Annotated in this window: 24 protein-coding genes; 1 reads left to right on the top strand and 23 read right to left on the bottom strand. The window is 39.6% G+C overall.

Annotated elements, in window-relative coordinates:
• Positions 1 to 5 precede the first annotated feature (5 nt).
• The 8 genes from HWX15_RS06660 to pbp2b form a co-directional block, all read right to left on the bottom strand.
• On the bottom strand, positions 6 to 677 hold the full coding sequence (locus tag HWX15_RS06660) for a YggS family pyridoxal phosphate-dependent enzyme (protein ID WP_054385287.1): 672 nt from the start codon (positions 675 to 677) through the stop codon (positions 6 to 8).
• Between the two features lie 4 nt (positions 678 to 681).
• Entirely contained in the window at positions 682 to 1941 is a 1260-nt protein-coding gene (gene ftsZ / locus HWX15_RS06655) for a cell division protein FtsZ (RefSeq protein ID WP_000144272.1), read from the bottom strand.
• A 16-nt stretch (positions 1942 to 1957) separates the two neighbouring features.
• On the bottom strand, positions 1958 to 3331 hold the full coding sequence (ftsA, locus tag HWX15_RS06650) for a cell division protein FtsA (protein ID WP_175880620.1): 1374 nt from the start codon (positions 3329 to 3331) through the stop codon (positions 1958 to 1960).
• Between the two features lie 218 nt (positions 3332 to 3549).
• On the bottom strand, positions 3550 to 4254 hold the full coding sequence (locus HWX15_RS06645) for a YwaF family protein (protein WP_175880619.1): 705 nt from the start codon (positions 4252 to 4254) through the stop codon (positions 3550 to 3552).
• 94 nt (positions 4255 to 4348) lie between these two features.
• The gene (locus HWX15_RS06640) at positions 4349 to 5722 is read right to left on the bottom strand and encodes a UDP-N-acetylmuramoyl-tripeptide--D-alanyl-D-alanine ligase (RefSeq protein WP_175880618.1); all 1374 of its coding nucleotides are present in this window, start codon (positions 5720 to 5722) and stop codon (positions 4349 to 4351) included.
• Positions 5723 to 5806: 84 nt separating this feature from the next.
• A complete protein-coding gene (locus HWX15_RS06635) occupies positions 5807 to 6850 on the bottom strand; it encodes a D-alanine--D-alanine ligase (RefSeq protein WP_175880617.1) in 1044 nt (347 codons plus the stop codon).
• A 174-nt stretch (positions 6851 to 7024) separates the two neighbouring features.
• A complete protein-coding gene (recR, locus tag HWX15_RS06630; RefSeq protein WP_125409633.1) occupies positions 7025 to 7621 on the bottom strand; it encodes a recombination mediator RecR in 597 nt (198 codons plus the stop codon).
• A 10-nt stretch (positions 7622 to 7631) separates the two neighbouring features.
• Positions 7632 to 9689 (bottom strand): penicillin-binding protein 2B, encoded by a 2058-nt coding sequence (pbp2b, locus tag HWX15_RS06625; RefSeq protein ID WP_175880616.1) that lies wholly within the window; start codon positions 9687 to 9689, stop codon positions 7632 to 7634.
• Positions 9690 to 9878: 189 nt separating this feature from the next.
• Between pbp2b and HWX15_RS06620 the strand changes: the two genes are divergently transcribed.
• The gene (locus HWX15_RS06620) at positions 9879 to 10745 is read left to right on the top strand and encodes a MurR/RpiR family transcriptional regulator (protein ID WP_175880615.1); all 867 of its coding nucleotides are present in this window, start codon (positions 9879 to 9881) and stop codon (positions 10743 to 10745) included.
• A gap of 348 nt (positions 10746 to 11093) precedes the next feature.
• Here HWX15_RS06620 and HWX15_RS06615 read toward each other — a convergent pair whose 3' ends face one another.
• The 15 genes from HWX15_RS06615 to HWX15_RS06545 form a co-directional block, all read right to left on the bottom strand.
• On the bottom strand, positions 11094 to 11891 hold the full coding sequence (locus HWX15_RS06615) for an alpha/beta fold hydrolase (RefSeq protein ID WP_175880614.1): 798 nt from the start codon (positions 11889 to 11891) through the stop codon (positions 11094 to 11096).
• 329 nt (positions 11892 to 12220) lie between these two features.
• The gene (locus tag HWX15_RS06610; RefSeq protein ID WP_175880613.1) at positions 12221 to 13105 is read right to left on the bottom strand and encodes an ROK family protein; all 885 of its coding nucleotides are present in this window, start codon (positions 13103 to 13105) and stop codon (positions 12221 to 12223) included.
• Positions 13106 to 13122: 17 nt separating this feature from the next.
• Positions 13123 to 14040 (bottom strand): dihydrodipicolinate synthase family protein, encoded by a 918-nt coding sequence (locus HWX15_RS06605; protein WP_175880612.1) that lies wholly within the window; start codon positions 14038 to 14040, stop codon positions 13123 to 13125.
• 173 nt (positions 14041 to 14213) lie between these two features.
• The gene (locus tag HWX15_RS06600; RefSeq protein WP_173228769.1) at positions 14214 to 14858 is read right to left on the bottom strand and encodes a YesL family protein; all 645 of its coding nucleotides are present in this window, start codon (positions 14856 to 14858) and stop codon (positions 14214 to 14216) included.
• Positions 14859 to 15098: 240 nt separating this feature from the next.
• A complete protein-coding gene (locus HWX15_RS06595) occupies positions 15099 to 15551 on the bottom strand; it encodes a NanQ anomerase/TabA/YiaL family protein (RefSeq protein ID WP_175880611.1) in 453 nt (150 codons plus the stop codon).
• Positions 15552 to 15676: 125 nt separating this feature from the next.
• Positions 15677 to 16516 carry a carbohydrate ABC transporter permease gene (locus tag HWX15_RS06590; RefSeq protein ID WP_001192008.1) on the bottom strand — a complete coding sequence of 280 codons (840 nt, stop codon included), beginning with the start codon at positions 16514 to 16516 and terminating at the stop codon, positions 15677 to 15679.
• A gap of 15 nt (positions 16517 to 16531) precedes the next feature.
• On the bottom strand, positions 16532 to 17398 hold the full coding sequence (locus HWX15_RS06585; RefSeq protein WP_161800615.1) for a carbohydrate ABC transporter permease: 867 nt from the start codon (positions 17396 to 17398) through the stop codon (positions 16532 to 16534).
• A gap of 252 nt (positions 17399 to 17650) precedes the next feature.
• Complete coding sequence (locus tag HWX15_RS06580) at positions 17651 to 18979, bottom strand: ABC transporter substrate-binding protein (RefSeq protein WP_175880610.1); 1329 nt, start codon at positions 18977 to 18979, stop codon at positions 17651 to 17653.
• A 114-nt stretch (positions 18980 to 19093) separates the two neighbouring features.
• A complete protein-coding gene (locus HWX15_RS06575) occupies positions 19094 to 19792 on the bottom strand; it encodes an N-acetylmannosamine-6-phosphate 2-epimerase (RefSeq protein WP_001135655.1) in 699 nt (232 codons plus the stop codon).
• 179 nt (positions 19793 to 19971) lie between these two features.
• On the bottom strand, positions 19972 to 21018 hold the full coding sequence (locus tag HWX15_RS06570) for a Gfo/Idh/MocA family protein (protein ID WP_254867362.1): 1047 nt from the start codon (positions 21016 to 21018) through the stop codon (positions 19972 to 19974).
• Positions 20943 to 21308: a hypothetical protein gene (locus HWX15_RS09965; protein ID WP_254867352.1), complete on the bottom strand. Its 366-nt coding sequence runs from the start codon at positions 21306 to 21308 to the stop codon at positions 20943 to 20945. The genes HWX15_RS06570 and HWX15_RS09965 overlap by 76 nt, the downstream gene beginning before the upstream one ends.
• A gap of 6 nt (positions 21309 to 21314) precedes the next feature.
• Positions 21315 to 22148, bottom strand: a complete 834-nt coding sequence (locus HWX15_RS06560) for a carbohydrate ABC transporter permease (RefSeq protein WP_000730468.1) — start codon at positions 22146 to 22148, stop codon at positions 21315 to 21317.
• Complete coding sequence (locus HWX15_RS06555; protein ID WP_000237988.1) at positions 22148 to 23032, bottom strand: carbohydrate ABC transporter permease; 885 nt, start codon at positions 23030 to 23032, stop codon at positions 22148 to 22150. The genes HWX15_RS06560 and HWX15_RS06555 overlap by 1 nt, the downstream gene beginning before the upstream one ends.
• 78 nt (positions 23033 to 23110) lie before the next feature.
• Entirely contained in the window at positions 23111 to 24448 is a 1338-nt protein-coding gene (locus HWX15_RS06550; protein ID WP_000738775.1) for an ABC transporter substrate-binding protein, read from the bottom strand.
• An 18-nt stretch (positions 24449 to 24466) separates the two neighbouring features.
• Positions 24467 to 24919 carry a YhcH/YjgK/YiaL family protein gene (locus HWX15_RS06545; RefSeq protein ID WP_175880609.1) on the bottom strand — a complete coding sequence of 151 codons (453 nt, stop codon included), beginning with the start codon at positions 24917 to 24919 and terminating at the stop codon, positions 24467 to 24469.
• Positions 24920 to 24933: the final 14 nt, after the last annotated feature.

Genomic DNA, 24933 nt, shown 5'->3' with positions numbered 1-24933 from the left:
CTCTCCTACTTAAAAAATGCTGTACCTATACGAACAAAGGTGGAACCGAATTGAATCGCTTCTTTATAATCACGACTCATTCCCATACTTAACTCAGTCATAGGCATATTTGGAATTTGTTTTTCTTGGATTTCTCTTTGCAAATCTTGGGTAGCCTTGAAAATTTCTTTCAACTGCTCACTGCTAGCCTCAAAGGGTGCCATCGTCATCAAACCAACATATTCAATCTTATCTAATTTGGCTAACTCTGGTAAGACTTCCAATAATTCTTCTCGCGAAAAGCCGTGTTTACTTTCTTCTTTAGAAATATTTACTTGAAGGAAACACTTGATGACTCGGTCACTTCTTTTTTGAATTTCCTCTGCCAGCTTTACTGAATCCAAGGCATGGAAATAATCGACAAATTGTATGACATCTTTCACCTTACGTCTTTGCAAGGTACCAATCAAATGCCAAGTCACATCTCGATCTTTTAAAGCTTCATATTTTTCCAGAAACTTATCTACACGATTTTCACCGATATGATGAACACCTAGCGGAAGCAAGGCTTCCGCTGTCGGTACATCTACATACTTGGTAACTGCAATGACAGAGACTGAACCACTCTCTCGATGAGCATTCAGACTAGCCTCTGCAACTTCTCGAAAAACAAGTTCTGTATTTTCTTTTACATTCATTTACTTAACGATTTTTGAAAAATGGAGGTGTATCCAATTCATCTTCATCTTGTGATGTTGGGGCTTCAAAGCGTTCGACTGGAGAAACAACTGAATCTGTTGTACGAACAATCGATTCACGGCGAAGATCCCAATCACCAAAAGCAGATGCTTGAGTTGGTTCCAAACGACGTGGATTTTGTTTTGGCAATTCAGCTGTTTCTGCCATATCAAAATGACGATCAAAGCCATGTGAATGAGCTGGTTTCACTGTCTCACGGTAGTTAGTAGTAGGTCTAGCTTGTGGAGCAACAACCTTCTCTACGCGGTCTTGACGAACACCCGTTGCAACAACTGTTACACGAATTTCATCACGCATACTTTCATCAATTGAAGTACCGAGCCAGATGTTCACTCCTTGACCTGCCGCCTGGTTCACAATTTGTGAAGCCTCTTCTGCTTCAATCAAGGTTAAGTCAAGACCACCAGTTACGTTGACAATCACATCTTCTGCTCCATCAATTGTTGTTTCAAGAAGTGGAGAGTAAATTGCCTTACGTGCTGCTTCAACAACACGTTCTTCTCCACTACCGATACCAATACCCATAAGAGCATTCCCTTTATTTGCCATAACTGTTTTCACATCGGCAAAGTCAAGGTTAATCAATCCTGGATTGGTAATCAAATCAGTAATCCCTTGAACACCTTGACGAAGTACGTTATCCGCTTCGCTAAGAGCCTCCAAGAGCGGTGTTTTCTTATCAACAATTTCAAGCAAGTTGTTGTTTGAAATAATCAATAGAGTATCTACATGCTCACGAAGTTGGTTGATTCCTTCAACAGCAAATTGTCCACGCTTGCTTCCTTCAAAACCAAAGGGACGTGTTACAACACCAACTGTAAGAGCACCTAAATCTTTGGCGATACGAGCAATAACAGGAGCAGCTCCAGTTCCAGATCCTCCTCCCATACCAGCAGTGATGAAGACCATATCTGCGCCACTGATAGCTTCCGTCAGTGTTTCTTCGCTTTCTTCAGCAGCTTTACGACCAACCTCAGGTTGACCTCCTGCACCCAAACCACGAGTCAATTTAGGTCCCAACTGAATAACAGTCTCAGCTTTTGTACTACTCAATGCTTGTACATCTGTGTTTGCTGCGATAAATTCTACGCCTGTAACACCTTCGTCGACCATACGGTTGATGGCATTGCCACCACCTCCACCGACACCAATTACCTTAATCACTGCACCTTGAGCAGCAGCTGTATCAAATGAAAATGTCATAATTTATTTTTCCTCTTTATTCGTCAAACATGCTTCCGATCAAGCCACGGAAACGATCTGCTAATTTCAGTTTATTTTGTGAAGCTTGTTGGAAATCCGCCATTGGTTCTGTAGGAGCCACCGGCTCTACTTCTGGAGCAGGAGCTGGTTGAACAGGCGTTGATTGTACAAACTGAGCTGTTTTCTGAATCATTCCCCCAAAACTAATTGGTTGATGAGTCAGAGCAACTTCACCCTTGACTGCTCTTTGAGCCAAAAGATTGACTTCTGTCAATTGTCCAGCAAATTCCGATAAACTAATCACATGCGCAAAGGCTGGATTACGGATACCAACTTGATTTGGAACATAAAGCTTGACACGGACGCCAAATACTTCCTGAGCAAGTTCAACCATACCTGGTAAAATGGCATTCCCACCGATTAAGACAATGCCACCAGGGAGGTCCAATAGACGTCTTCTATCTAATTCTTGCTTAATTTGTTCAAGGATGTGCTTGATTCGTGCAGAAATAATTTCTGATAAGTAGGCTTCTGTCACTTCGACTGCTTCTACTTCTCCAATAACTTCTACTTGGAAGGTTTCTTTACTTGCAAGAGGAGGGTAAGCCTCTCCATAGTTTAATTTCAAACCTTCAGCCAACTTCTGAGAAGTTTTCAAGACTTTAGAGATATCCTTAGTTACATAATCTCCACCTTCTTGGAGAATATTGGTGAACTGAAGTTCTTGGTTACGGATTGTAGCGACAGTCGTTTGACCTGCCCCCATATCAATCACTGTAGCACCAAATTCACGTTCACCTTCGTTCAAAACTGATTGAACCATTGCTAGTGGTGAAATGATAATATTTTCAACCTGAACACCTGCACGCTCAACCGTCTTACGCAAATTGTGCAAGATAGTACGAGGACCTGTATAAAGCAAGCCACGCATTTCAAGGCGAACCCCCATCATGCCACGTGGGTCACGAATCCCTTGGAAACCATCCACAATAAATTCTTCAGGAATAAAGGTAATGACTTCACGGTCAGGTGTCATACTTTTTGTCAAAGCTGATTTGACAACATTTTCAACATCTTGATCCGTAATTTCCTTGGTATCAGATGTTACTGGAATCATCCCTTGAGTTGGTTCGACCTGCAAAAGATTACCAGGCAAGCCGACATTCACTGATTTAATAGAAATGCCTGCCTTTTCTTCCGCTTGGGAAATGGCTGACTTGATAGCAGTTGCTGCTGCATCAATATCAACAATAATTCCATCCTTTACACCTTTACTTTTGGCATTACTCACGCCAATTACATTTAATTCACCATTTCTCTTCTCGGCCACAAGCACCTTGACAGAGCTTGTTCCAATATCTAGACCTGTAAAAAAGCCTTCTCTAGCCATTACATCGCATCCTCTCTATCTTCCAAGTTTCGCACTTCGTATTATTCCATAGCTAAACCTAGGCATAGCTATTCACAGAATATTATAACACAAAAAATTTAATCGTGCTTGCTTTTTTCCTAAATTTCCCAGCCATTTTTTGAATTTGTCTATTCAGAAATTCTTATTTTATAAGCTGCTTGTAAAAACTCTCTAAGACAAAAAAAGAAAGCTCTGTGTTAAGCTTTCTTTGCAATCATTTTTTCTGCTTCTTGTTCTAAAAATAGTTCCAAGATTTTCTTTGTCAACGTAATGGCTGCCGACAAGGCCAGAGAAACGATTAAATAATTAGCTACTAAGCCATGGTCTCCAACCAATGGTGGTTTTGTCAGGAATCCGTAATCTCCACCTGTTACTAAATTGACCACAAAAATCAAGGCATTTAGTCCAAAGGTCATGAGAAAAATCCCCTTCACATCCAGCAATCGCGCGTTATACTGTCTCAAGAGATAAACCAATGAGTTCCCCAAGAGTGCTAAGTGGCCAAAGATAAAGGACAAAATCGCAATATGTGGGAAAGGATAGGCATCTGGCACTGGATAAACAAAGGCAGCTAATGTCCCAAATGTTCCTAGTAATGCAAAATACTGCCTATATTTAGACTGACCAGGAAGCAAGAGCACCACAAACATAGCCATACGGCAATGGTAAAAGGGTAAACTTTCTGACAGTGGCATATGATTGACCCCATACCAACCATAAAGAAGGATTAACTGAACGGCCTGCAAGATTTGGAAAAATCGTTGGTAGGCCTTCTTCTCACGATAACGATAGGCTGTATAAAAGGTCAAGGCCAAGAGTGTAAATATACTGACATACCAAAAAAGGTCAAATTTGGGTGGCTCTGTTGCTTGGGTCGTAAAGAAAATATCCCATAAATTCATCTAGTCTTCCTCATGATTCAAAATTTTCCTGCATTTTATTATACCATGCAATGTAAGAAAAATGGATTTAGAAATACGTAAATGTTTGACAAAATTACTTGCCTTCATTTTCTAAACATTCTACCAACTTGGCTAGATTCATAGAATTGGAGCCTTTGAGCAGGATTTGGTCATGCACTCCTAGGCTTTCCTTAACCTGCTTGACTAGGTTTTCAAATTGGTCTTGGTCTTCTGTTTTCTTGAAGTAGTAAACGTGGCCGATTGGGAACATTTGACTGGCAAGTTGGGCCAATTCAGCAATATCTTCTCCATAGAAAATCACGGTATCCAGCACATCTGGCGAAAGGCTCAAAATCATCTGGTTATGGAGTTGAATAGACTGATCACCAAGCTCCTTCATATCCGCCAAAACAGCGATTTTTTTGCCACCTTCGTTGGCTGGAATGGCAGAGAAAGTCTCTAAAATCAGCTTCATAGCAGTTGGATTGGCATTGTAAACATCTGATAGGATATCTGCTCCATTGGTTGCTTTCTTCCACTCGGTACGGTTACGCGTCAATTCAAGATCTTGGAAGGCCTGACGAATCTGCTCCTCTGAAACTCCTTCTTGTAGGGCAATATAGGACGCAATCATAGCATTAGTGGCATTGTACTTACCAGTCACTGGCAAATCGAGGGCTTGTTCCAAGAAATTAGTCTTAAAGGTCAGACTATCCTTGCGCTCAACCAAGTCTGTGATTTCCAACTCTGCTCCTTGCCCAAAACGGACCACCTTTTTATCAGCTGGCAAGTAGGCCTCTACAATCGGGTCAGCTGGTGCCAAAAGCAAAGAACCTTCAGCCATGCCATCTGCAATTTGCATTTTCCCTTTAGCGATTTCCGAACGATCTTTGAAAAAGGCCAAATGGGCTTCTCCAACCAAGGTCACGATGGCTGTTTTTGGACGAGCCAATTCTGACAAGAGATGAATATCTCCCAAGTGATCCTGCCCCATCTCCAAGACCAACTTTTCTGTTCCTTCAGGCATATGGAGAACTGTGTAGGGAAGTCCAATTTCGTTATTGTAGTTTCCTTGTGTTTTGTAGGTCTTGTAGGTCGTTGACAGTAAATGCGCTAACATATCCTTGGTCGTTGTCTTGCCATTTGAACCCGTAACTGCAAAGACATCAACAGCCGTTTTTTCAAGATAATAGGCAGCTAGTTGTTGAAAGGCAGTCAAAACATCGTCTACTAAAATATAAGGATGATTTGCGACCTCTTTCTCAGACAAGGTTACTGCTGCACCATTTTCAAAGGCTCTTTCGATAAAGTCATGGCCATCACGCGCACCTTTAAGTGGCACAAATAAATCTCTAGTCCCAATCAAACGACTATCAAACTCAGCCTTTTCTAACTGGATGTCCTCAAAGATGCTGACATCATTTTTGGCTCCTACAACTTGGGCCACTTCATGAATTGTTAATTTCATTTCTACTCCTTTAAAAAGGGTTGAAGTCCCAGAACTCTAATCACCTGGCAGTGATAGTTCTGGCTTCTACCCTCTCTTTCATTTTTATAGCAAATGCGCTTCGCGCTTGTCAAAACTTTCCTTGGCAAGGTCAACCAATCGCTCGATTAGGTCTGGGTAGCTGATTCCCATATTGTCCCAAAGTAGTGGGTACATAGACCACTGGGTGAAACCTGGCATGGTATTAAGCTCGTTTAGGAATATCTCTCCCTTATCTGTATAGAAGAAATCGCAACGAGATAGACCGAGCCCACCAATGGCACGGAAGGCTGTTTCTGCATTCTGACGCATGACAGCTACCACATCATCACCGATTTTGGCTGGAATATCCATGGTAATCTTGTTATCAATATACTTGGCATCGTAGTCATAAAAGGCAACATCCTTGACTACTTCTCCTGGAAGGGTGCTTTTGACATCGTAGTTGCCCAGTAGACCAACCTCGATTTCACGGGCATTTACCCCTTGCTCTACCAAGACACGGCTGTCATATTGGAAGGCAAGTTCCAAAGCCTGACGAAGTTCTTCTTGATTTTCAGACTTAGAAATACCGACACTAGAACCCATGTTTGACGGCTTAGTGAAGACTGGATAAGTCAATTTTTCTTCCACTTCAGCGATTTTAGCAGTCACATCATCACCTTCAACGATGGCCACATAAGGAACTTGGGCAATACCAGAAGATTCTAACACACGCTTGGTCGTGATTTTATCCATGGCAAGGCTAGATGACAAAATGTTGCAACCAACGTAAGGCATTTTCAAAACTTCAAGGAATCCTTGGACAGAGCCATCTTCTCCCATCGGACCATGAAGAACTGGGAAGACTACTGCACCGTCTTCGTAGATAGCACTTGGTGCAACTTTCTTATCCCAATCAATGGTTTCATTGGTCATGAGACGGTCCTCTTGACCTGGAGTCTGACTAAATTCCTGCGTTTTGATAAAATCACCTGACTGACTGATAAAGAAAGTCTTAACTGTGAAACGGTCGTAATTGACCGCACGCATGACACTTTCCGCTGAAAGGACAGAGACTTCGCGTTCCGCACTCCGTCCACCATATAAAAGAATAATCGTTTGTTTCATATTACTTGTCCTAATTCTACTAGAATACTCGCTCTTTAGTATATCATATTTGCTTGTTTTTTTAAAACTTGAACCTAATCCTACTCATCACACTACACAAAAAGAGGCCGATATGAACAATTTTCAGCCTCCTTGATTTTTTATAAATGAATGGGTTCGTAAATTTGTCTACACTTACAACTCTGTCCGATTTTCAATAGCCCGTAAGAGGGTTACTTCGTCCGCATACTCGATATCTGCTCCCACAGCAAGGCCTCGTGCCAGGCGCGTAACCTTGATCCCAGCTGGCTTGAGCAAACGTGAAAGATACATCGAAGTCGCTTCCCCATCTGCTGTGGCATTGGTTGCTACGATTACTTCTGAAACCTCACTATCCATCAGACGAGTCATGAGACTCTTGAGATTGATATCATCTGGACTAATGCCATTCATAGGGGAAATGAGTCCATGCAAGACATGATAGAGTCCGTGGTATTCTTGGATATTTTCCATGGCTGCCACATCACGACTATCCTCTAGCACCAAAATCGTTGTCTGGTCACGAGTCGGATCGGTACAGATAGAACAAGGATCGTCGTCTGTCAAACGTCCACAAATAGAACAGTAGGTCAATTCTCTCTTAGCAGAAAGGAGGTTTTTTGCAAATTCATTGACGTCGTCATCCGGCATTCCAATAGTATAAAAGGCCAGTCGAGTTGCTGTCTTAATCCCAATACCAGGAAGTTTGGAATAACTGTCAATCAACTTAGCAATAGGTGTTGGATAAAGCATGGCTTCCTTTCTAATTCATTGGATGGTGTTGGTTATATAAATTGATAATGTCGCGAGCAATTGCTGGCCCAACATTTTTGGTTAAATTGGTATTATGAGGAAAGACTACTGCAACTGCAATTTGAGGATTTTCTGTTGGAGCATAGGCCACGGCATTGGTATTATTAGCTTCTTGACCACCAGCTACATAGCTTTCACCTGTACCGGTCTTACCACTGATAGAAACAGTGGCGCCATCTGAAAACGCCCGTCCTGTCGTAAGGGGACTAGTTCCATGCGATACTTGGTAAAATCCTTGGTGCAAGATACTCATATCGGAGTCGGATATATTGACCTTATTCATCTCTGTCGGTTGCAGTTGCTGAATCAAGTCACCCAGTCCTCCCTTATCATTATTACCATAAATGCCTTCAACAATACGAGGAGCCACACGAACACCATCATTTGCAATAGTTGCTACATACTGAGCCAACTGCATGGGCGTATAGTTATCAAACTGCCCAAAGGAATTGGTGATGTAATTAGCAAAGCTATACTCTTTGGGAACAAATCCAGTAGATTCATCTGGTAGGTCAATTCCGGTCGCAGCCCCCAAGCCATATTCGCCAAAGGTCGCACGAAGTTTTCCCATAGCTGTTTCCAAATTGCTGGTTCCAACAAACATATTTGGTTGATAGGTCTGGCCCATGATTCCAAGAGCGGTTTGAACCATGTAAGCATTGGATGAATACTCCAAGGCTTCCACAGCTGTAATAGGAAAAGATCCATATGCCAATTTATACCAAGAATAAATTGGAGCTGAACCTTGGAAAACAATAGGCTGATCTGTTAAGGTTTGGTTTCCTGATAAAACACCATTTTCCCAACCTGAGCTGATGGTAGCGGCCTTAACAACCGAACCTGGGACAAAGACATTGGTTACCGTTCCCAAGGAATCAGGAGTCAACTCTCCCGTTTTCAGGTCATGTTTGAGTCCTGACATAGACAAAACAGCACCTGTTTTGGGGTTAAGGGCGACTGCATACACACCCTCAGAATACTTGGCTCCACCATTTCCTAGCTCGGAATTGAAATAACTTTTCAGCAAAGCATCCACGCTATCTTGGAAGGCCAAATCAATGGTCAGTTTGATATTGTTTCCCTTACTACCTTCCTCAATTGTGTCCACGCTTTCCATATTGCCATATTTATCCAGATGGATTTCTTTTACCGAGCGTTTCCCTTGTAAGGTCTCTTCATATTGCTTTTCCAAATAGGAGGTTCCAACCCGATCATTTAGAGAATAGCCTTTTTTAAGATAGGCTTCTGCTTCTTCCGCTGGGAGACCGGCTTTTTCACTGGATACACTCCCTACTATAGAAGAAAGGGAAGTTTCCAAAATCTTTCGATCCCAAGAAGTAGAAATACTAATGCCAGGCATCTCCTTTGAAATAGAGGCAATAACAGCCACCTGAGAATCATTTAGAGGATCTGTCGCAATGGTTCCTGTCGCAAAGTTTCCAACGGCATTTAACTGACTAAAAAGATAGATTTCTTTCTTTTCATCCTCTGTATAGTTTAGTTGACTTGTTTGGACACTATCGACCGCATTGTTATACAGTTCTGATTCGGATAGACGATTGCCATCTGAATCCAAGCGTTTCTCACTTGGGAGAGCTTCCACTGTTTTTTTATAGATTTCAGGATCAGCCAAATAGTAATCAGCCAGCTGGCGTTCTGTCAAATTTGGCGAACTGATGCTCACATAAGTCAGTAACTTTTTAGCTATTTCTTTTAAGTCTGTAGCCGTCATTTTATTGCTACGCGTAAAGGAAACAACCTGTTTTAACGTATTTTCTACCAAAGGTTTTCCACTAGCATCATAGATTTCCCCACGGGCAGAACTGCTTGTGACCTTGGTCTGACTAGCTGAGGCTAGCTTTTTTTCGTAAAAATCCTTGTTCAAAACCTGCATATACAACAAACGACCAATAATGGTCATAAAGAGCAAAATGACAATTGAAAACAATAAATTAAGCCGAATCGGAATCGAATGGCTGTTAAATTTTCTCATACAAATCAGTCTCATTTCTAACTTAAAATCTTACTCTTAATTGTACCACAATTTGAGTAGAAAATTATGGAAAAGTAAGAAGCTTTTTTCGTTTTTACGGCAAGATACGTTTTTATTTATCCATCCCTATATTATATGTTATAATTAGGTATGACTATTCCCTAATCTAGTCTTCCAGTATGACTCATGTAAAGGAGCCTCCCTATGGACAAACCAGATATTACCAGTCTTATCGACCTCCATTTTGAAGAAATGACAGACCTTGAGCAAGAAATCGCTCATTATTTTTTACAAACGGAAACGATTGCAGATGATTTATCTTCTCAACAGGTCACTCAAAAATTACATATCTCTCAGGCTGCACTAACTCGCTTTGCTAAAAAGTGTGGCTTTACTGGCTACCGAGAATTTATTTTCCAATACCAACATGAGGCAGAAAATCAAGCCAACCAAGTCTCCAAGCACAGTCCACTGACCAAACGAGTCCTCAGAAGTTATAGCAATATGAGGGAACAAACACAAAACTTGATTGACGAAGTCCAACTAGAACGAATTGCCCAGCTAATCGAAGATGCTGAGCGTATCTACTTCTTCGGAACAGGGAGTTCTGGCCTCGTCGCCCGTGAAATGAAATTGCGGTTCATGCGTCTGGGTGTGGTCTGCGAAGCTTTGACAGACCAAGACGGCTTTGCCTGGACAACCAGCATCATGGATGAAAATTGTCTCGTACTTGGTTTCTCACTTTCTGGCACAACTCCCTCTATTTTAGATAGTCTATTAGATGCCAAGGAGATGGGCGCAAAGACTGTACTCTTTTCAAGTGTTCCCAGTAAAGATAGCCAGACCTACACAGAGACTGTTCTTGTAGCCACCCACAGCCAACCTTCCTACATCCAACGAATATCCGCTCAACTTCCTATGCTCTTCTTTATCGATTTGATTTATGCCTACTTTTTGGAAATCAATCGCGAAAGCAAGGAAAAAATCTTTAATAGCTACTGGGAAAATAAAAAACTCAACGGCTATCGTAGACAAAAACGTGTCAGAAAAGAGTCTGGGACAAAAGTCTAACCTTAAATATAAAAAGCGAACAAAACGAGTTATCTGACACTCAGAATTCTGTCTTGTTCGCTTTTTTGTCTAATCTATCGGTTTTTAAGATTTATAATAAAGAATTCCTAAAATCAAAATCTTTTTGTCCCAGACTCTTGTTTTGTTTTGAAATGATAATAGGCTCATAGGTGGTCTTCCAATCTTTCTCCTTGCGCTAATGCCTTCTTTATCTGTGTTTTCAGTCCTTCCATAAATTCCCCTTTCCGTTTTTGAATTTTTGACAATAAAAAGGAAGTATCGGCTATTTGCTTTTACTTCCTCTCTCTAATTTTATTTAATTGTTTTACTTCGACAAACTGGCATTTTTTAAATATCTTTACCTGATTTCAGTTCACCATTTTTCAAAAATGGACTAATCAGTTCCATCCACTCTAAAGGTAAATAAGTTGATAAATATCCATGATTGTAACCTTTAGATTCATAAAGAGTACAATCTGGATGCATTTTTTGAAACAATTTTGCTGATTGCTTGACACAGTCCATTTCTTTTTCACCGTAAATATATAAAACCTGTGCTTTGCTCTTTGCAATAGAATCTTTCAATCTATATTTCGCCATATATGTTCTATACATTGTCACTAGTGTCTTCATTGGAAGTCTTGGCATATCTTCCATATAATAGTTTTCTATTTCTTTTGGATATGCCATTTTAGGGTATATTTTTTTCATTAGATTAAGTTGCATTTTACTTACCGATTTGCTAAACATAAGTTTTCCAAAGAGTTTTACAATTATTATGCAAATTTTTGCCAATCTAGGCTGAGGTATACAAATACTGCCATCTATTATTGCTTTCTGAGCTATATTATCATCTAATGATAATAACTCCATCGCAATTTGTCCTCCTAGAGAAACACCACCTAATGCAAACAACTTCCCACCACAATTATCTTTTATATAATCCATTATTATCTGTGCTGAATATTCAGTTGAGATATAATCTCTTTGGTATTCTTCTCCATGTCCATCAAGAGTTGGTAAAATCACATGGTACTCGTCTGATAGCATACAAGCTTGCCTAAGATAATTCCACCAAGAATTACCCCCACCATGTATCAATAATATATGCGGAAAATTTTTATCTCCAAACTCATGAAATTTCATAACTAATACCCCGATAAATTCTAATTTGTCAATTTCTCATACATTTCATTATATCACTTTTCTTCTTGGTTTAGGTTTTAGTATTTAGAAACAAAGTGGAGAGCATGCACCGTCTCACCGTCTTCTAAGGCTATCTTAAAGGGAATCTCCTCTCATATATTTTTCGATGGTAGGAAATCTGCTCCTATCGTACTTTTTTGTAATTCATCTTTGTCTTTCTACCACTTTTCATATACTGGACAGTTTTTCCATCATCAAAAAAAGAATTAAGCAAAACAGTTTTCACTCAAGTAGTGATTAAGTGTTTTGCTTAATTCTATAGTTCCAAACTAGGATTGTTTTGTCTTGAAATGATAATAAGCTCCCAACATCCCTGCTGTATTTTGATGATGGGCAAATTCTAATCGTGTTTTTTCTGCTAAACTTGGTACCAAAGCATCTTTCAAAGCTTTTCGAATTTTAGGCTTGAGAATAGCTTCTTGCCCCATGATACCGCCACCGAGAATGACCACTTCTGGATTGGCAACGTAGCAAATATTTGCCAGACCTTTTCCTAGATAGTCTACCATACGGTCAATACCAGCCATGCAGATTTTGTTTCCTTCAGTGGCTTCCTTAAAGATGCGTCGACCATTCCACTGGTCAACTTCTTCTCCATGTGCTTCAGCTACATATTTCACTAAAGCTGTTGTAGAAGCCAAGTCTTGGAAAGCCCCATCCTGCATATGCATATACCCGACTTCGCAGGCCGAATTGCTAAATCCATGGAAAACCTTCCCATCCATAATCAAGCAACCACCGATACCTGTTCCAATAGTTAAGCAAAGGGTGACACTCGCTCCCTTGCCTGAACCAGATACTGCCTCAGCCAGACCTGCACAGTTAACATCATTTTCAATCTCACAAGGAATAGCAAAGCTAGTCTCGATTTCCTTTTTGAACTGGGTGCCTGCGTAGTTAGGGATTTGAGGCCCAGCATAGAAAATCTCACCCTTGTCAGGATCCACCATCCCAGCAGAAGAAATGGCAACACCTGCTACTGGGCCTTTTTCTAAATAGCTGGCTACGATACCTTTGGTCTTTTGTAAGATATGAGGTCCACCCTTATGCGCCTCTGTTGGCATTTCATGCGATTCAACAAGTTGGCCTTCTTGGTCAATCAAACCATATTTGATATTTGTTCCACCAATATCAATTGCAACGTAGTGTGTCATAAATACCTCCTTATGGATTAGAGGAAGCGCTCCTTGGTTTCACGAATCAAGGCTGCAGCTGCTTCTACAACTGGACGATCTTCTTCCGTTACTGGCGTCAATGGTGAACGTACAGAACCAATATTCAAGCCTTCATTGATCTTCAAAACTTCTTTGATGACACCGTACATATTTCCATGTGCAGCAGTCAATTTGCCAATGATTTCATTGATAGCGTATTGCAATTCACGCGCTGTTTCCAAGTCTTTATCCGCAATCAATTGGTTGAGTTTCAAGAAGAGTTCTGGCATCGCACCATAAGTACCACCGATACCAGCCTTAGCACCCATGAGACGGCCACCTAGGAACTGTTCATCTGGACCGTTAAAGACGATATGGTCTTCCCCACCAAGGCTCACAAAGGTTTGGATATCTTGAACTGGCATTGAAGAATTTTTAACACCGATAACACGTGGATTTTTCAACATTTCAGTGTAAAGGCTTGGAGTCAAAGCAACACCTGCCAATTGAGGAATGTTGTAGATAACATAGTCTGTGTTTGGAGCCGCAGAACTGATATCGTTCCAATATTTAGCAACTGAGTATTCTGGTAAGCGGAAATAAATCGGCGGAATTGTTGCAATGGCATCTACACCCAAGCTTTCTGCGTGGCGAGCCAGTTCCATACTGTCTTTGGTATTGTTGCAAGCAACGTGAGCAATAATAGTTAATTTACCTTTAGCAACTGCCATGACTTCTTCCAAAATCAACTTGCGATCTTCAACGCTTTGGTAGATACATTCACCAGAAGAACCATTGACATAAAGACCTTGAACACCTTTATCAATGAAGTATTGAACCAAGGCACGTGTACGCTCTGGACTTACTTCTCCTTGATCATCATAACATGCGTAGAAGGCTGGAATGACACCTTCATATTTTTTCAAATCTGACATAGATTTTCTCCTATTATTTTTATTTTCTGCTAAAGCAGATTCTTTCTTTACTCCTTTAGTATACACTTTACCAAAAAGGCTTTCAATATCTTATAGACACTTAGATTTTAGTTTCTCGCTTATAGAATAGCGTTTGGAGCGTTTGAAAGTAGTTTCAGAAATAATTGCACCCCTTACTCATACTTAGCAAATAGCTTTTCCATCACTCCCACTTGTAAAAAAGCAAGAAGTCCAAAACCAAAGAGAATAAAAGCTGATCCTCCCAATAGAAGGGTAAAGGCTGATAGATATAGAATCATCAAAATCAAAAAGATAATTGCAATCATCAAGATAAACCAAGGAGCATTAAAACTAGCCAACATCAATCCTTTTTGAAGAATTTCTTTCCAAGATAGGTCATAACGTGCCGCGATAGGATAGCTAGCCAACATCACAATAGTGAGGAAGATAAGAATGCCTAGACAAATAGCTTTCACCAATTGGAAGGGCAGAGCTGTTTGACCCCAGAAAAGATAGAGATCTGAAAGTGTAAGAAACACAATTCCTAATTCTAACATTCCCAACTGAAAACCTAGTTTCAGATTTTGCCTGAAAACTCTTAGATACGTTCTAAAAACTGGAACACGTCTGCTCTTCTTAACTTCGAACATGGTCTCGTAGAGGCTGATTTTAGCCACTCCAATCGTTACGATTGGCAAACAAGTTACTACAAAGAGAAGATTGACTGTTACAATATCTAAAACCTTCTCACTAATTCGCATGAGAAAATTATCTGTATCAAATGCAGCCTTGATGAGACTTCTTCCTTTTTGTGACATCTTTGCTCCCCCTATCATTTCATTTCTATCACTATCTAAATCATTCCGATTTATCAATTGATAAGATTCAACTCTTAAACTCAATTTTCAAAAGTGTTCAATAATACTCAATGAAAATCAAAGAGCAAACTAGGAAGCTAGCCGCAGGCTGTACTTAAGTACGGCAAGGCGAAGCTGACGCGGTTTGAATTTGATTTTCGAAGAGTATAAGATAGTCATCAGCTATCTCGATCTATCATTCTAATCAATTAAAATTTTAAACAAATACTTGCGAACTTGATCTTCCATACCTGCATAACCATTTGGTTGATGTGGCTCTCCTGGGAAGAAAATCGCAAAATTGTGATAACCCAACAAGAGTGGGTAGTGTTCATGACAATGAACAAAGCCAATATCACTTGCTTCGTCAAATACTACTGCCTCGTCTTTGATACGTGAACCGTAGCTCGAATATTCATGCCCTTCTACCAACAAATGCAAGTCTGCATAGTTCTTGTGATGTTCAAACTGATCATTTTCAGCTTTATTTAGGACATTTTCTTGAACAACTAGAAAGACCTTGTCACCATCAATATCATATTTTCCTAACTCGAATGAATCTTTACGATGTTCATAAAGATAATCAATTGCCTTGTCAAGATTGGGATGAATCCCTTTATAGAAGCTAATATTTTTCAAATCGTCAAAAATCATTATTTTCTCCTTTAAAAATCGTCATTAAGCGATTAAAACTAACACCTCCAACAGTGTCATTTACTGTCGGAGGCTTTTAGATAGTGCTAGCAATAGCAAATTGATACTGTAAAAGAAATCGTTTCTTATCCTTTGACCGCTCCCATAGTAATCCCCTGTGTGAAGGATTTTTGGAAGACTAGGAAGACTGTTACGATTGGAACAGCAGCAAGAGCAGCACCTGCCATGATCAAACCATAGTTGGTTGCCATTTCAGCCTGCATGGTCGCAACCCCAAGTGAGATGGTCAAATTTTGACGTGAAGTCAACATAACCAATTGCATGAAGTAGTCATTCCAAGTATTGATGAAGGTAAAGATTGCAAGAGCCGCAAACCCTGGTTTTACAATTGGGAAGGCTACGCTCCAGAAGGTACGAATCTCACCACAACCGTCGATTTTAGCTGATTCAAGCAACTCTGTTGGAATATTTTCACTAAATTGTTTCATAAGGAAAACCCCAAATGGCCATCCAATCAAAGGCAAGATAACTGCCCAAAGAGTGTCATGAATTCCCATGAAGTTGACGATACGTACCAATGGTACAAGGACAACTTGTTTTGGAAGCGCCATGGCAGCGATAAAGATGGCAAATAGGATACGTTGACCATAGAAACGTTTTTTAGCCAATACATAACCTGCTAGAGATGAAGTTGCACAGACTAAGAACATGGTTACCAATGAGATAAATACTGAGTTCCACATCCATTGTAAGGCAGGGTTCTGCACCATGAGTTGTTGGAAGTTTTCCATGGTTGGCATTTTAGGGAACCACTGAGGAGGAATAACGATTGTATCAGGTTGTGATTTGAATGCCCCTGTCAAAATCCAGTAGAATGGAAAGATGAACAGCACAGTCAACAAGAGCAAAATGATTGTTGAAATAACAGTAAAGGCTGTTAATGGTTTTTTTTCTGTAGATTGCATAGCTGTCTCCTTTCTTTAGTATTCTACGTCGTTTCCAAGTACTTTAAATTGAACAAAGCTTACGATCGCAATCATGACTGCCAAGAAGACACCAATTGTGTTTGCATAGCCGTATTCTGTCAATTGGAAGGCTTTTTCGTAAAGGTAGTACATAAGTGTACTTGTTGAGTAGTTTGGACCACCAGATGTCAAAAGCTGAATCAAAGCGAAACACTGGAATGAGTTAATTGTTGTGATGATTGCAATATAAAGAGTTGTTGGAAGAAGGCTTGGCCATTTAATCTTCCAGAAAACTTGAAACTCAGTTGCACCATCAACACGCGCCGCTTCAACCAGTGAATTGTCAATATTCCCCATGGCAGCGATGTAGAGGATAATCGGTTGACCAACTGAAGTTGTCAAGAGGATAATCATAATCGCCATCAATGCCCAGTGCTTATCACCAAGCCATGAAATGTTTTGAGTAATGATATGACTTGATTTAAGCACAAAGTTCAAGATACCTGATAGTGGATCATAGATCCATTTCCATACAACCGTTACGGCAACACTACCTGTTACAACTGGAAGGAAGAATACGAAACGATAGAATGATCTAGCGATAGCATTTTGATGGTAGGTCTGTGACGCTACAAAGAGCGAGAAGAGAACAACTACAGGAACTGATCCAATAACCAAAATAACTGTGTTAATCAGAGATTTTGTAAAGACAGGATCTTTAAACATACGGATATAGTTATCTAAGCCCACAAATTCAAAACTAGTCATAGAGTAGTTAAAGAAACTTGTAATGAATCCCATAATCATAGGAGCCAATACAAAGATGACAAAGAAGAATAATACTGGTGCTAGGAAAGCATAGGAAATCACTGTTTCCCGCATACGAATTTTATTGACTTTCACAGTCGGCACCTCTCTTTCAAATAGAATAATTTTTTGACTTTCTTGAACTGTTTTAAAATCAAAATGAAATTTTTTATGATTCGCTTATGTAAGAACTTCATTTTAATTTCGTGACAGTTCCTTACATTTCAAATAAAAGCCCCCCTTTTCTTACACTATCTGTGTAGAGGGAAAAGGGGGTATACACTCTTAGGTTCTTTAAAAAACTACTTTTTATAGAATAACTAAGGACTATTGTTTCATAGCTTTTTTGATTGTTTCGTTCGCTTTTTCAGTGAAGGCTTTCAAAGCGTCCGCTGGTTTTTCGTCACCATTTGATACAGATTGCAACATTGGGAACCAAAGTGTTCTCATTTCAGCAAATCCATCAATAGTGTTGTAGTATGGTGAGTAGTATTGAGTCCAGCTGCTGATTGTTTCCATACGTTTGTCATCATAAAGTTTGCCAAATGAAGTACGGACTGGGAAGGCACCTGTACGAACAACGTCTTTTGGACCCCACTCTTTGTCATCTGCGATAAATTGGATGAATTTCTTAGATGCAGCGACTTTCTTGTCGTCTTTATTGTTGAATACTGCAAATCCGTTTACAAGGTATTCAAGAGCTGGCTTACCTTCGTCTGATGGGAATGGTACTTCTACCACTTCTACCTTACTTGCTTCTAAAAGTTTAGCTTGGATACCATTTTGAGCTGGTGCCCAAAGGATTGTGTAAGATGTTTGACCGTTGGCAAAGTTTTGGATATCTGCTCCACCGTCAAATTGTGAACCATTATTGAGCAAATTGTCTTTAATCCAGCCAGTTGCTTTTTCAAGACCTTTGACGAATTTAGGATCATCAGTTGTATATTTGCTAACTTTTTCATCTGTTACAGAACCGCTATAAAGGTTAGAGATAAAGGCACGTGTTCCTTGGTCTCCCCCTTGACCAGAACTGAACAATGAACCTGGTGTGTAACCCTTGTCTTTGAGTGCTTTCAATACTTTTTCAAAATCATCAGTTGTCCAACCTTCTTTTACGAGGTTTGCTACTCCAGCATCTTCTAGCATTTTCTTGTTCATTGCCATGTAGAATGGGGCAGAACTAATTGGATACATGTAAGCCTTGTCTCCAGCTTTACTTGCTTGTACGATGTTTTCGTTGTTGACATCTTTAACAAATTCATCTGTGAAGAGGTCGTTCAACTCAGCCAATTTACCGTTTTTACCGTATTGGATGATACGTCCTGGTGCATCAAAGAGTACGTCTGGAGCTGTTCCTGCTTCGATGGCTGTTGTGATTTTTTCAGGACCTGACTTGAAGTCGATGGTTTCCAATTTCACTTTTACATCTGGATTGGCTTTTTCAAACGCTTCGATGATTGATTTTTCATAAGTTCCAACACCGTCACCAGTTTTTTCTTGAGTAAATACTGGGAATGCCCACCAAGTGATTTCTGTTTTGGCACCGTCACCACCTGATTTGCCAGCATCTTTACTTCCGCCAGAATTGCCACAAGCAGCAAGACCAAGAATCGCAGCACTCGCAAGTACTGTACAAGCTAATTTTCTAAATTTCATCTGTATTCTCCTATGTAATAAGCGTATCCAACTTGGATAATGAGTTCTTTATTTCTTGTATGCGATTTCATTTCATCCTACTCATCCACCACTCTCCTCTTTTTTCAGATTGTGTTATTTGAGACCAGCAACAAAGCGTTCTGTAATCTCTTTTGGTCTAGTAATAGCGCCACCAACAACGATGCCTCGCACTCCATATTCAAGGATTTGTTTGGCTTGTTCTGGTGTATGAATTTTTCCTTCTGCAATGACATCTACACCGGCATCGCAGAGTTTTTTGATGAGTTCAAAATCTGGACCGTCTACTTTTGGACTGTAAGATGTGTAGCCTGACAAGGTTGTTCCGACAAAGTCAATTCCTGCTTCAACCGCTGCCAATCCTTCTTCAAAAGTACTGGTGTCCGCCATCAAGAGCTGATTAGGATATTTCTCCTTGACCTGACGAATGAACTCTTGAATTTCCAAACCATCGTAGCGTTCACGCTTGGTACAATCCAGAGCAATCACTTCAATGTCCAGTTCTGCCAATTCATCAACTTCTTTCATGGTAGCCGTGATGAAGGGTTCTTGTGGCGGATAATCTCGTTTGATTATCCCAATAATCGGAAGTTTGGTGACTTCCTTGATTTCCTTGATATCGCGAACACTATTGGCTCGGATACCGACTGCTCCACCTTGCTCAGCCGCTTTGACCAGCAAGGGAATCACCCCTCCCGCTTCTGTATAAAGCGGTTCATGAGGAAGAGCCTGACAAGAAACGATGATTCCATCTTTGATTTGCTCAATCAAGGCTTCTTTGCTAATCTGTGGCATCCTCTTTCCTCCTTTTCCTTTTTCTTTGTTTCTATGAGATTATTATACCTTAAAAATAAAACGCTTTCAAGAGTTTGTAGTATAATAGATTTCAGTTTCAAAAACTAGCCAAGTCAAACAGCTCCTCTAAAAGTACTTTCAGAGGAGCAAGTCGACCTATAATAGGAGAATACCAAAATTTAGTTTACAATTTCTGACAATTTTACTTTGCGATCTTCAAACATAGACTGGGTACAAGCATCTGCAGTAGCAATTGCTTCGAGAGCAGCTTCTCCTGTCAAAAGTTTTGCAAATTCTTCTGATACTGGAGCTCCTTGCATAATCTCATGCAGATAGCGCATCTCTTTATCAATGACAGATGATAGCCATAATGGAGTACGTTTACCTGGTTTACCATAAGCAATTGCTCCATCCATTTCTGTACTATGATAGATACGAGTCCGATCATCATCTTCTTCTTGCGATTCATGAATCAAGAAATAACTTTCTTGTCCATCTAGCTTAAGAGTTCCTTTACAGTTGAATAAGTCTAAGCGGATAGCACCTTTGGTTCCTTGGATTAAAACATAATGTTCGCCCCAACGATAAGCTGAACCCCATTCTAACAAGGCAAAACGCTTATTAGAAAATTCCATATTGACAAAAATCATATCATCTTCATCACCGAAATGTTCACCTTCATGGGCTACATTTCCACCTGTCATGGTTACAGTTTCAGGCATGCCACCCATAAGGAATTGAACACAATCCAACTCATGGATGTGGTGATACAAGTGACCACCTGATTTTTCACGAATTTTTTTCCATGATACGGACGGTTGTTGTTCTTCCCAACCATTACGAGCTGTGTGACAATATAGAACGTCTCCGATGACTCCTTGATTTATGAGTTCTTTTGCATGATGGACACCATTAAAGAAATTCATAATATGTCCTGCCATAAAGGTTACATTGTTTTCTTTACATGCATCTACCATCTCGCGACAATCTTGATAAGAAAGCGCAATTGGTTTTTCACAGAAAACATTTTTACCATGTTGTGCAGCCTTAATAACCGGTTCCTTATGAAGATTATTTGGAGTTGCGACAATAACACAATCTACTTCATCGCTAGAAACCAACTCATCTAGGGAACTTGCTACTTTTGCTCCTAATTCTTCTGCAATTGCCTCTGCATTATCTGGATCATAGAGAAGAGTAATCTCTGCTCCATCATTCTTTTGCATATAGCGAGCCAATTCAGCTCCAAAATACCCTGTTCCAACAACACCGTATTTAACCATGTTTTTTCTCCTTTATTATTGAATAAACTTTCTAATTTTAACTTATACTCTTCGAAAATCTCTTCAAACCGCGTCAACGTCGCCTTACTGTGCGTATGGTTACTGACTTCATCAGCTTCATCTACAGCCTCAAAAACATGTTTTGAGCTGACTTCGTCAGTTTCATCTACAACCTCAAAGCTGTACTTTGAGCAGCCTGCGGCTAGTTTCCTAGTTTGCTCTTTGATTTTCATTGAGTATTACTTCACAGATCCTTCTGACAATCCACTTGCAATTTTATTTTGGATGATAGAGAAGAAAATGATTGATGGAAGAACTACAATAACAGATGCTGCCATCATATCTCCCCAGTCTAAGATTTCTGAACCATTAAGCGAACGAAGGGCTACTGCTACTGTCATCTTTCCTGTATTGTTAATCAAAATCAAGGCATACAAGAATTCATTCCAAGCATTGATAAATGTATAAATAGCTGTTGCTACAATACCTGGTGCTACAATCGGTAGTACAACTTTATAAAACGTCACAAATTTATTTGCACCATCAATTCGAGCTGCTTCTTCAATTCCAATTGGAACTGTTTGGAAAAATCCAACTAAGAGCCAAACTGCATATGGAACACTAAAAGATAGATAAACCATCATCAAGCCAAATAAACTATTTGTTAAGCCAACTTTAGCAATGGCAATTGAATAGGGAATTGCTAACAAAATTGGTGGGAAAATGTAGGTAATGACGAGTAGTCTCGACATGATTGCTCCCAATTTAGGGAAGAATCGAACAATACCATAGGCTGCCATAGCAGAAATAATAATCGCAATAACAGTTGTAGCTAAGGCAATGATTAAACTGTTTCGAATATTATCAATAAAGTGCAAATCATTGATAACATGAGTGAAATAATCTAATGTAAATTGTTCAGGCCAAAATCGTGTTGGATACTGAGTTAATTCCCCTTTACCCTTGACAGAAGATATGATAATCCATACCAATGGGAAAATTGCAACGATAGTCGCACCTATCAAGAGTACATGTGAGAGAATATCTAAATAAATACTGGATTTCTTCTTCATTATTTTCTACCCTCCTTTTCCCACTTACTGATGATAGCAAAGTAGATAAAGCAAATCGCCACCAAGAAGATAAAGAGCAATACCGTAACCGCTGAAGCACGACCCAACAATTTAGTTCCCCAACCCAGGTTGTAAGCAAAAATTGGAAGCGTCGTTGTAGCATTGGCTGGTCCACCACCAGTAATGAGGTAGATAATGTCAAAGTTATTAAAGATCCATACAGTTCTCAAAACAACTAAAAGTCCTACAACCACTTTAATATGTGGAAAGACGATAAACTTGAACACCTGCCAACTTGAAGCACCATCTATCTTAGCAGCCTCAAATTGTTCTTCGGGTACTGTTTGCAAAGCTGAAAGTACATTAACCATAATCATCGGCGCTCCAAACCAAATGTTGATAAACACCAAACATAGGAATGCCCATGTACTATCTGTCAAAAATGCAGGTGTATGTTCCATTAAACCTAATTTTACGATTAGATTCGGTAAATAGCCATAAACCCCGTTTAGAATCCATTGCCAAGAGAAGGCAATAACGATTGTAGGAAATGCCCAAGGAACAATCAATAAGGTCCTATATAATTTCTTGAAGTGGCGTACTCTGTGAAGAGCTAAAGCCAATACAAACCCTACTAAAACTTGACCAACTAATGAGAAAACGGTCCACTTAATTGAATTAAAGAACGCATTAAAGAAGTTGGGATCTGATAGCACAGCTTTATAGTTAGCTAAACCAACAAATTTGTAATTGGGCATAATCAAATGCTTATTGGTAAAGCTATAAAAAATACTCGAGAAAAACGGATAAACAAAGAGTAATCCTACGATAATCATAGCTGGCAAAACAAATATCCAGCGAGTTAAATTACGTTCTTTAACCATTCTCCTTCTCCCTTCTTTTACAAGATTGGGCTAGGGCTTTTCAGCTCACTAGCCCACCTATTTTCTAGTCTTTTACATCTACTGAACAGCCTCAAATAAATCGTTTAATTGTTTTTCTGCTTCTTTTGCTGCTTTCATAGGATCTGTTCCATTTGTAATGATATCTTGGAACATTTGTTCAATAATGTGTTGGTTAGTCAACATACCAGCTTGTACACTTGGTCCATTTTCATAACCAATAGCAGTACCTTTTTTAACAGCTTCAGTAATTACTTCTTCAGCATGTTTAAATTTCTTACGAGTTTCATTTTCTTTATAGGCTGCAGAATCGCTAATCCCCTTAATAGTTGGCAACATACCTACTGGAGTTGAATCAAGGAATTTAACGTAGTCTTCTTCATTATAAAGTGATTCTAAGAATGCTTTAGCAACTTCTGGGTGTTTTGAATTTTTCCAAACAACCATTGGAATGTTTGAGGTTTCAATTCCTTGGTCCTTATCAGATTCTTTGATTTTTGGAATAGGATAAGCATCAATCGAATCAATCAATTGAGGACTGTTGGCATTGATTCCTCCAATATGGAAGCCAGAGTTAAAGTCAAATGCTGTTTTTCCTTGATAGAACAAGGTAGCTTGTTGAAGGACATTAAAGTTCAAAGAATCTTGAGGTGAGATTTCTTTATACATTTTAACCCAGTATTTAATACCATCTTGAGCAAGTTGACTTGTCAAATCCGCTTTAAGATCTTTTGTCAAGAGACTTCCACCACCACTACGTACGTAGAAGTTCAAGAAACGTGTTGCCATTAAGTCATTTGTTCCAAACGGAACAGACAAGCCATAAACTCCAGCTTCTTTCAATTTTTTAGAAGCTTCATAGAGTTGATCCCAAGTTTTAGGAACCTCAATATTATGTTCTTTTAACAAATCAGTTCTAACCCACATAACTTGTGCATGTGAATAAAGAGGAACAGAATAGTAATCATCTCCGATTTTTGCCTCATTTAAGGCAGTTTCGTTAAATTTATCCTGTCCAATACGCTTGATAGAATCATTTAGCGGAACTAAAGCATCTGAGTTGACCATTTCCATTACTTGGTTAGGAAGAGCTGTACTAATATCTGGCACATTTCCATTTGCTAAACCTGTAGTCCATTTAGTATAGAAGTCATTCCAAGAAAATGTTTCAATCTTGATTTTCGTTTTTGGATGCTTTTGCATGAAAGCATCTGCTGATTTTTGAATACTTTCCAAACGTGGTCCTTGAGTAAAGGAGTGCCACATTGTAATCTCACCAGATAATTCTGTCGGTGGTTCAGTACTAGTTGTAGCTTCTTTTTTTCCTGAACAAGCTACCAAGGCAACGGCTGCTAGCGCAACTCCAGCTAGACATAAAAACTTTCTCATTTTTTTCATCGTTCTTCCCTTTCTACATTAAGAAATCGCAACTTTAAAGACAACTTTTTTCACAGGTTCATCATTTATACGAACCTTGGGTTGATGTAAATCTTCTGGAAAAGTGATGAGACATTCGCCAGCTCTCAAATGAACCAACTGTTCCACTTTCCCTGTGTATAATTCAATATCCTTCTCTTCATCATACTCTTGGGTAACGCTTACATTTTCCGGCGACGTAACAGCCATGGCTTCTTCGTTTTCCAAAACTAAATGAATATCCAAATATTTTTGGTGAGTTTCAAAGAAAGCCCCTGCTTGACCGTCTGCTAGATAAGTAAAGCAATTTCCAAACAATCGCTCTCCATCGATAGCAATCGGACCTTCTGTTAAATTTTCTAGTCCTGTTTTTTCTAGAAAATCTATCAATGTTGCAAAATGTGGATTTACTCCCACATAAGTTCCTAAACGGCTAATTTTTGTAATAATCATCTCTTCTAACCTCC

This window comes from Streptococcus thalassemiae, from assembly GCF_903645285.1.
Taxonomy (GTDB): Bacteria; Bacillota; Bacilli; order Lactobacillales; family Streptococcaceae; genus Streptococcus; species Streptococcus thalassemiae.
The sequence above is the reverse complement of the archived record's forward strand: the minus strand, read 5'-3'. Positions and strand labels throughout refer to the sequence as shown.